Source organism: Mesorhizobium sp. M7A.F.Ca.US.010.02.1.1 (assembly GCF_004023085.1).
Lineage (GTDB): Bacteria > Pseudomonadota > Alphaproteobacteria > Rhizobiales > Rhizobiaceae > Mesorhizobium.
This window is the reverse complement of record NZ_RZRV01000085.1, coordinates 1-6,080: the sequence shown is the minus strand read 5'-3', so window position 1 is coordinate 6,080 and position 6,080 is coordinate 1. Positions and strand designations below refer to the sequence as shown.

General features: G+C 57.3%; 4 protein-coding genes and 1 pseudogene. 3 read left to right on the top strand and 2 right to left on the bottom strand.

The genetic code is table 11. The annotated features are described in order from the left end of the window. Positions 1–214 precede the first annotated feature (214 nt). Both EOA19_RS34550 and EOA19_RS34545 read left to right on the top strand, forming a co-directional pair. Positions 215–1,081, top strand: a complete 867-nt coding sequence (locus EOA19_RS34550) for a class I SAM-dependent methyltransferase (RefSeq protein ID WP_127296061.1) — start codon at positions 215–217, stop codon at positions 1,079–1,081. 255 nt (positions 1,082–1,336) lie between these two features. Then, positions 1,337–3,991 (top strand): EAL domain-containing protein, encoded by a 2,655-nt coding sequence (locus EOA19_RS34545; RefSeq protein WP_245486461.1) that lies wholly within the window; start codon positions 1,337–1,339, stop codon positions 3,989–3,991. 886 nt (positions 3,992–4,877) lie between these two features. Here EOA19_RS34545 and EOA19_RS34535 read toward each other — a convergent pair. Both EOA19_RS34535 and EOA19_RS35555 read right to left on the bottom strand, forming a co-directional pair. Beyond that, positions 4,878–5,192: a DUF982 domain-containing protein gene (locus EOA19_RS34535; protein ID WP_128306078.1), complete on the bottom strand. Its 315-nt coding sequence runs from the start codon at positions 5,190–5,192 to the stop codon at positions 4,878–4,880. A 221-nt stretch (positions 5,193–5,413) separates the two neighbouring features. Further along, positions 5,414–5,557 carry a hypothetical protein gene (locus EOA19_RS35555; protein WP_164893121.1) on the bottom strand — a complete coding sequence of 48 codons (144 nt, stop codon included), beginning with the start codon at positions 5,555–5,557 and terminating at the stop codon, positions 5,414–5,416. A 408-nt stretch (positions 5,558–5,965) separates the two neighbouring features. Between EOA19_RS35555 and EOA19_RS35735 the strand changes: the two are divergent. Then, positions 5,966–6,080 (top strand): annotated as a pseudogene (locus EOA19_RS35735) (IS630 family transposase); the annotation flags it as partial.

Sequence of the window (6,080 nt, the reverse complement as noted above, 5' to 3'; positions counted from 1 at the left end):
CCGTCTTAGGGTTTCATCTTGGACCCTCATGGACTTCGTTCGATCCAACTGTGCGCCTCCACCTTAGAAACCGGCGCCATCTCTTCGGGGTGTGGGCTCTGCGACGTAGGCCCACCCGCCCGTTGGCCCACATTGACGCGCGACTCTTTCTGCGCAAAGGTATATTAACGACTTGTTAACTAAGCGTCAGTCGCCGCTGGAAATAGGGGGGAATTTGGAACCGTTTCTTGGTGCAAATCGCCTAAATTGGGATGATCGGGCTGAACTGCATTCGACCGATACGACCGGCAGCTACCAGATTGAAAATGTGCTGGCAGGCGGATCCAATCTCTATGAATTGGAAACGGGCGAGGTGGGTGATATTGTCGGCAAGGATATCGTCCACTTGCAATGTCATATCGGGCTCGACACGATCAGCTTGAAGAATCTCGGCGCGGGCAGCGTGACCGGCCTCGACTTTTCACCGACCGCGATCGCAGCTGCGCGCGATTTCGCGGCGAAGGCAGGCACTGACGTGCGCTTCGTGGAAGCGCCACTATTCGAGGCAGTCGAAGCGCTCGGCCGGACCTTCGACATTGCTTATGTTACCTGGGGTTCGGTAAATTGGCTGGACGATGTGTTCCGCTGGGCGCGGGTCGTTGCCGATCTCCTGAGCCCAGGCGGCCGGCTCTATATGGCCGAGGGCCATCCGTTGATGTTTCAGTGTGATCGTAAGGCCGCGGCGCTGGAGTTTAAGCACGATTGGCGAACGCCTATAGCTCGACCGCTCGCATGGAACGAGGAACGGACCTATACCGGCGACGACCGCGTTTTGAAGCATCCTCGGTATTATGAGTGGATCCATCCGATCAGCGATGTGGTGAACGCGCTGATTTCAGCGGGGCTGACGCTCGATTTTCTGAATGAGCATGACATGGTTTCGTGGCAGCACTTTTCATTTGCAATGAGGGCAGGCAAGGATATGTACGGCTTGCCAAACACCTCGCCCAAGATCCCAATGGCCTATTCCATTGGCGCGACGAAGCGAAGCGTCGGCAAGATACCATACCTTGTTGCTCCCAAAGCGATTGAGGGCCACTAGTTCTCCTATTAATTCGGTTTTGCATTGTCATCGCCGAGCACGATTGCCACAACCCCGGAATCGTCCCCAGCCGATACGTTGCCTCATTGAGCGGCGGCTGGTTCCAACCCCTCCGGCGGCGCGCCAGAACGACCTCAGCGGTCGGACAGTGCAAAGTTTTCAGGACTGTGAAGTTCAAAATTAATTAATGAAAGCTAATGTCCCATGGGCAGGTCGATCCGAGAACCTGAATAACACAAGGGGGTTTTCACCCTATTGGCTCTTTCCGGCGCTAGGTTAGGCGGCATAAAGGATGCCGTGTTTTCGTCGGCAAATATTCCGGCGGCAGTGGCGGTTTTGGTTATCGCCATCAGCGCGGCGTATGCGGAGCACCAGAACAAAATCGTTTCGGACCAAGCGGTCCGCGCGGATGTCCTAGCCAAGGTCAATCTGATCCGAGCCAAGCTGGAAGGGAATATCAACGGAAACCTTCAACTTGTGCATGGGCTGGTCGCGACGGTCGTGACTGAACCCTACATGGGACAGCAACGCTTCGCCTCGCTCGCGGGTAATCTGTTCGGCGAGAGCTCGCAATTGAACAACATTGCCGGCGCACCCGATCTGGTCGTTTCCTTGATGTACCCGCTAAAAGGCAACGAGAAAGCCGTGGGCCTCGATTACCGTAAGGACGATCGGCAGCGTAACGCCGCGCTGCGGGCGCGAGACGAGCGCAAGTTGATTCTTGCCGGCCCGGTTGATCTGAAGCAGGGCGGCCAAGGCTTCATCGGCCGTTTCCCAGTTTTTGTGCCGAGCGCGGGCAATACTGAAAGATTCTGGGGCATCATTTCCGCCGTTGTTGACGTGCAGCGCCTTTACAAGGCGAGCGGCCTGTTTGACGATGATCTCGGGATTGACGTTGCGCTCATCGGTAAAGACGCCCTCGGCCCGAGCGGAGATCAATTCTTCGGCGATCTGGGCGTCCGCCGAAGCAATCCAGTAACGGCCGAAGTTCTGCTCCCGTCAGGTTCCTGGCAAATAGCGGCCATCCCCAAAAACGGCTGGCCTTCGACACCTGGCAACGCGTGGCTCTTGCGCGCGATCATGGCCGCGGCCGGGACGCTAGTTGTGATCCCATTCTTGGTCACAGGTCGTCTGATTGGCGAGAGACAGCGCAATTATGCGGAACTGCGTCGATTGTCGAGACGCCTCGAACTTGCTCTGGAGGCGTCGGCTATTGGCGTTTGGGAACACGACCTCGCGACCAATGACCTGTCGTGGGACGATCGCGTCAACGAAATATACGGCAAACCCCGCGATGGGGGGCCTCGCGGCTACTTGGATTGGGCTGGGGCAATTCACCCCCAGGATTTAGCTAGCGCCAACGCAGATTTCGACCGCGCTGTGGCCAGCCGCGGAACATATTCGTCGGAATACCGGATTGTTCGGCCGGATGGCGAGGTCCGTCATGTCCGATCCAAGGCGGCCATATACCAGGCCCCAAACGAGACGCTCAAAATGATTGGTGCGGAATGGGATGTGACAGCCGACGTTTTGCTGAATAGCGATCTGGTTCGTGCAAAACAGCTGTCCGAGTCGAAAAACGCGGAACTCGAGACGGCCAGGGCACATATAGAGCATATCGCGTTTCACGATTCGCTGACTGGTTTGCCCAACCGCCGTTACCTCGACCAGGTGCTGGAGGAGTACGCAGCAAACGCAAAGCGCGACGGCGGCCATGCGGCACTGCTTCACATCGACCTGGATCGGTTCAAGCACATCAACGATACGCTTGGCCATGCCGCAGGTGACGCGATGTTGGTACACGCATCTGCCGTCCTCCGGTCCAAGGTCGAGGATGGGGGATTCGTCGCTCGGATCGGAGGAGACGAATTCGTCGTACTGTGCACGGTGCATGACGATATCAAGCAACTGGCGGTGCTGGCTGACCGCATCATCAGCCAGATGGGCGAACCCGTCTACTACCACGGTCACCGATGCCGGTTTGGTGTCAGCGTGGGAATTGCGGTCGACAACGGAAAAGACGCCGAAGCCAAGCACCTGCTGGTGAACGCCGACATCGCGCTTTACCGAGCGAAAAGTCGCGGGCGCAATCGATACGAATTCTTCACTGAGGCGATGCAAAGCGAAATTGTCGACACAAAGCGGATTGCCGATGAAGTTCTCGGTGGCCTCGAGCGCAATGAGTTCATCGCTTACTACCAACCCCAGTTTAGCGCAAAAACGCTCGAAATTGTCGGTGTCGAGGCGCTTGCGCGATGGAGGCACCCAAACAAGGGCATTCTAGCGCCGGATGTCTTCCTCAGGATTGCAGAGGAACTAAATGTCGTCTCTATGATCGATCGAACCATACTGAACCATGCGCTTTCAGATTTTGAAGACTGGTCTGCCGCGAACCTTCATATACCGCGAGTATCAGTCAATGTTTCGGCGCGGCGCCTCCAAGATGAAGAACTTATAAAGAGCTTGAGAGAACTGAATATCAAGAAGGGAACGGTTTCGTTCGAACTTGTTGAGTCCATTTTCCTTGACGAAAACGATGATCTGGTGACCTGGAATGTCGATCAAATCAAGCAACTGGGCATTGATATAGAGATAGATGATTTTGGTACGGGGTATGCCTCCATTGTCAGCCTACTCAAGATACAACCACGCCGACTGAAGATAGATCGGCAACTGGTCATCCCAATCGTCGAATCGCCGCAACGAAGGCAGGTTGTCTCGTCGATCATCGAAATCGGCAAGTCCTTGGGTATCGAGGTCATAGCGGAAGGCGTCGAGACGATGGAGCACGCCCGCGTACTCAAGGGGTTGGGCTGCGACATACTGCAGGGTTATGCTTTTGGGCAGGCGTTGGATTCCAACGGCTTAAAGGCCTTTGTTCGCTCTCGGCGTCTGCGCGCGGCCAGCTAGATGTCAGGCCTGGCGTTTGCCTGGCACGATTGGGTCGGCAGGGCGATTGTTACCCGCCTTCGGCTTATTCCCGCGGCAGCCCTGGTGCATGATTTCGTATTGAAGGAACGGCTCCTCGAACGCATAGGCGCACTCCCGGGGCGGCGTCATTTCATCCAGGGCAGCAACAAGACCTAAATCAGCAACAAACCCTTCATGCTGGAATGCAAGCGGTGTTTCGGGACCACCTTTCGGGAGTGGTCGCGATCTGTGAGGTTGCCAATCGTGTATTGAGATTGGAGATCGGCTTGTGTCTGGACTTGACCTTACGCTTGACCCGGAGCGGCAACCTTCGGCGTTCCGAGGTCGCCCGCCGGTATGGCCCCAGGCCGCAGCAGGTCTTCGCCTGGCGCCGCGAAGCGCGCAAACAGGCCGCTTCGGTGCAGCAAGGTTCTCCTGCTTTCGTGCCGGCGGTTGTGGCAGCGGCGGAGCCTGGGCCAAGCATTCACCGAAGCAGCGGAAACGGAAAGCCACCCGAGATGCCGGCATGATCGAGCTTGAGTTCGACGGCATCGCGATGCGCGTCGGCCGGGGCGCTGATACCAAGACGGTGGCCGCAGTGATCCGCGCGCTGAAGGCGACGTCGTGAGGGGGCCGACATCGACCCGTACTGCTTGCAGCCGGAACGCAGAGGAGATAGGGCGACGGGCTTTTGTCCCAGCTCGCACCGCTGCCCTTGGTTTATATCGCGCTCATCGGCGACTACCTCCGGAACGAAATTGACGCCCCCTCGACCGATACAGGCCAATCCGAATGTCTGGTCGGCAGCAGATGGGAGCATCCTGTTCGTAGCGCCAGCCATGCAGCGTAATTTGCTGCGGCGGTATGATTGCCGCCGCAGAGAGTTTTAACGGTCACTTTCTATAAGTTCGTCTGCACCGCTAATCTTCGGCCCTGTCATCCAAGGCGGCGCCACGGGAACGTCTTCGATCACACCCACCCTGCGTGCCCAGGTCGCAAACGTCTTGTGCGCGGCCTCGACCGACCTGCGACCATCATACGCCGAGTAGCACGTATCACAGGCCGCTCCGTGGAGAAGGCCGCGCCTTTCGACCGGCCATTCTTCCAGAAATTCTATAGCATCCATGACGCAACCGATCTTTTTGATGACGAAACTGTCATCTCGGACGAAAATCGGTTGTTTGAACGTAGCGCTTTCCATCTTGACCTCCCTTCAATCCCTAAAGCGACGCTTGTGCCTCTTCGGGTGACGCAGGATGATTCCTCGGCAAAATATGTCGGTCTGCGTGACGTCTTCTCGGCACAGAGAGGATATTGGAAATGCCACTTTTCAGTTCAAGAGAGAAGTGGCCGGCCGAGCGCAGCAGCCTCTTGGCAATCGTATCGCCGTGGCACCTCATCCCGCTGGCAGCGCGGTGTGGGTCAGTCCGCAGGGCTTCGAGCCACCACCTGCACGTCAGCGATCTTGCCGTCGCGAAGCAGGGCTTCGAACCGGCTATGGGAAGTTCGCGTCACGTGCTGCGTAGCAGTGTAGATGTACTGGAAGAGCAGCATCAGCGCAGCCAAAGGCGCTTCCACTACTAATGTTGGATTTCATGTCCATTGCGGCCACTCCACACAAGGTGGGGGATATAGGTCGCCAAACCGGGGCAGCATCGATTGCGGTCTCGCGAAGAAAAGAGCGGGCCCGGAAAATCCGGACCCGCCAGCGGCTATGGTCAGGCTGCACGGATTTGCTACGGACGCAGTCCCTCGGCGAGATCGATCCAGTCAGGAGGAAGGGTTCGATCTCCTGAGTTCGAAAGCATTGCCGGCAATCTCACTCAATGCGAGATGCGGCCGGCTCTTCGGGCTGGCCGGAAGCCGGGCTCTCCGGCGCGCGCTAGAGCGATTCCTATTTTGAGAGAATCGTAGGATTCCCAAAGCCGGATGGTTGTGATTCAAGATGCTGGCTGGATTGGAGGCCAGCATCTGATGACGCGAGCGCTTTCAAATGATCTTCGTGAGCGTGCAGTAGCGGCGGTTGGCGACGGGGAGACGTGCCGTGCGGTTGCCTCGCGCTTTGGCGTTGCGGTTTCCTCTGTAGTGA

What these genes read in the sequence shown, in the direction of transcription:
- EOA19_RS34535 (WP_128306078.1), bottom strand. Translation starts at nt 5,192, where the DNA reads ATGGAAAGCGCTACGTTCAAACAACCGATTTTCGTCCGAGATGACAGT.